This window comes from Paenibacillus sp. 2TAB19, assembly GCF_052115185.1.
Taxonomy (GTDB): domain Bacteria; phylum Bacillota; class Bacilli; order Paenibacillales; family Paenibacillaceae; genus Pristimantibacillus.
This window is the reverse complement of sequence record NZ_JBFRGE010000215.1, coordinates 1-751: the sequence shown is the minus strand read 5'-3', so window position 1 is coordinate 751 and position 751 is coordinate 1. Positions and strand designations below refer to the sequence as shown.

The following is a 751-nucleotide window of genomic DNA, read 5'->3' as shown; positions in this document are numbered from 1 at the left end:
CGACGAGGTTGATAGGTTCGGGGTGGAAGCACAGCAATGTGTGTAGCTGACGAATACTAATCGGTCGAGGGCTTATCCTAAAAMGCTTATATGGTCCATACAACCTATAGGCAACAGCTAAAGTTCAGCAGCATTATCTTTCGTATCCAGTTTTCAGGGCGCAATGCCTGTTGTATCAAGCTGACTAGTGCGGCTTATGCGGCATCATTGTAAAGGCGTTTGGCGACGCCATTACCTGACCTTGTGAACGTCCCCGAACGTTCAGAAGAGACAAGCATTCGGGGGACAAGCGTGGCGGTGTAGCTCAGCTGGCTAGAGCGTACGGTTCATACCCGTGAGGTCGGGGGTTCGATCCCCTTCGCCGCTACCATTACCTTTCTTTACTTGCAACGCCTATTGTGGAGGATTAGCTCAGCTGGGAGAGCATCTGCCTTACAAGCAGAGGGTCGGCGGTTCGATCCCGTCATCCTCCACCATCTAAACTCGGAGCTGTGGTGTAGAGGCCTAACATGCCTGCCTGTCACGCAGGAGACCGCGGGTTCGAATCCCGTCAGCTCCGCCATTTTTTTCTTTAAAGTAAGGCTCGGTAGCTCAGTCGGTAGAGCAGAGGACTGAAAATCCTCGTGTCGGCGGTTCGATTCCGTCCCGAGATCCGGGTGAAGCAGGGCGAGCTTGTCGAGGTGACGCTGCTGAACGAGGATATCGAAGGCGGCGTATCGCTTCACTGGCATGGGCTTGATGTTCCCAATGC

Annotated in this window: 1 protein-coding gene and 4 tRNA genes; all 5 read left to right on the top strand. The window is 53.7% G+C overall.

Features of this window, described 5'->3' with window-relative positions; all coding sequences use genetic code 11:
* Positions 1 to 293: 293 nt before the first annotated feature.
* Positions 294 to 370 (top strand) — tRNA-Met (locus tag AB4Z33_RS31100).
* A 30-nt stretch (positions 371 to 400) separates the two neighbouring features.
* Positions 401 to 476: transfer RNA gene (locus AB4Z33_RS31095), tRNA-Val, on the top strand.
* A 9-nt stretch (positions 477 to 485) separates the two neighbouring features.
* Positions 486 to 562, top strand: a tRNA-Asp gene (locus AB4Z33_RS31090).
* 18 nt (positions 563 to 580) lie between these two features.
* Positions 581 to 654, top strand: a tRNA-Phe gene (locus AB4Z33_RS31085).
* A partial coding sequence (locus AB4Z33_RS31080; protein WP_442053592.1) for a multicopper oxidase domain-containing protein occupies positions 624 to 751 on the top strand: 128 nt, incomplete at its 3' end. The genes AB4Z33_RS31085 and AB4Z33_RS31080, both read left to right, overlap by 31 nt.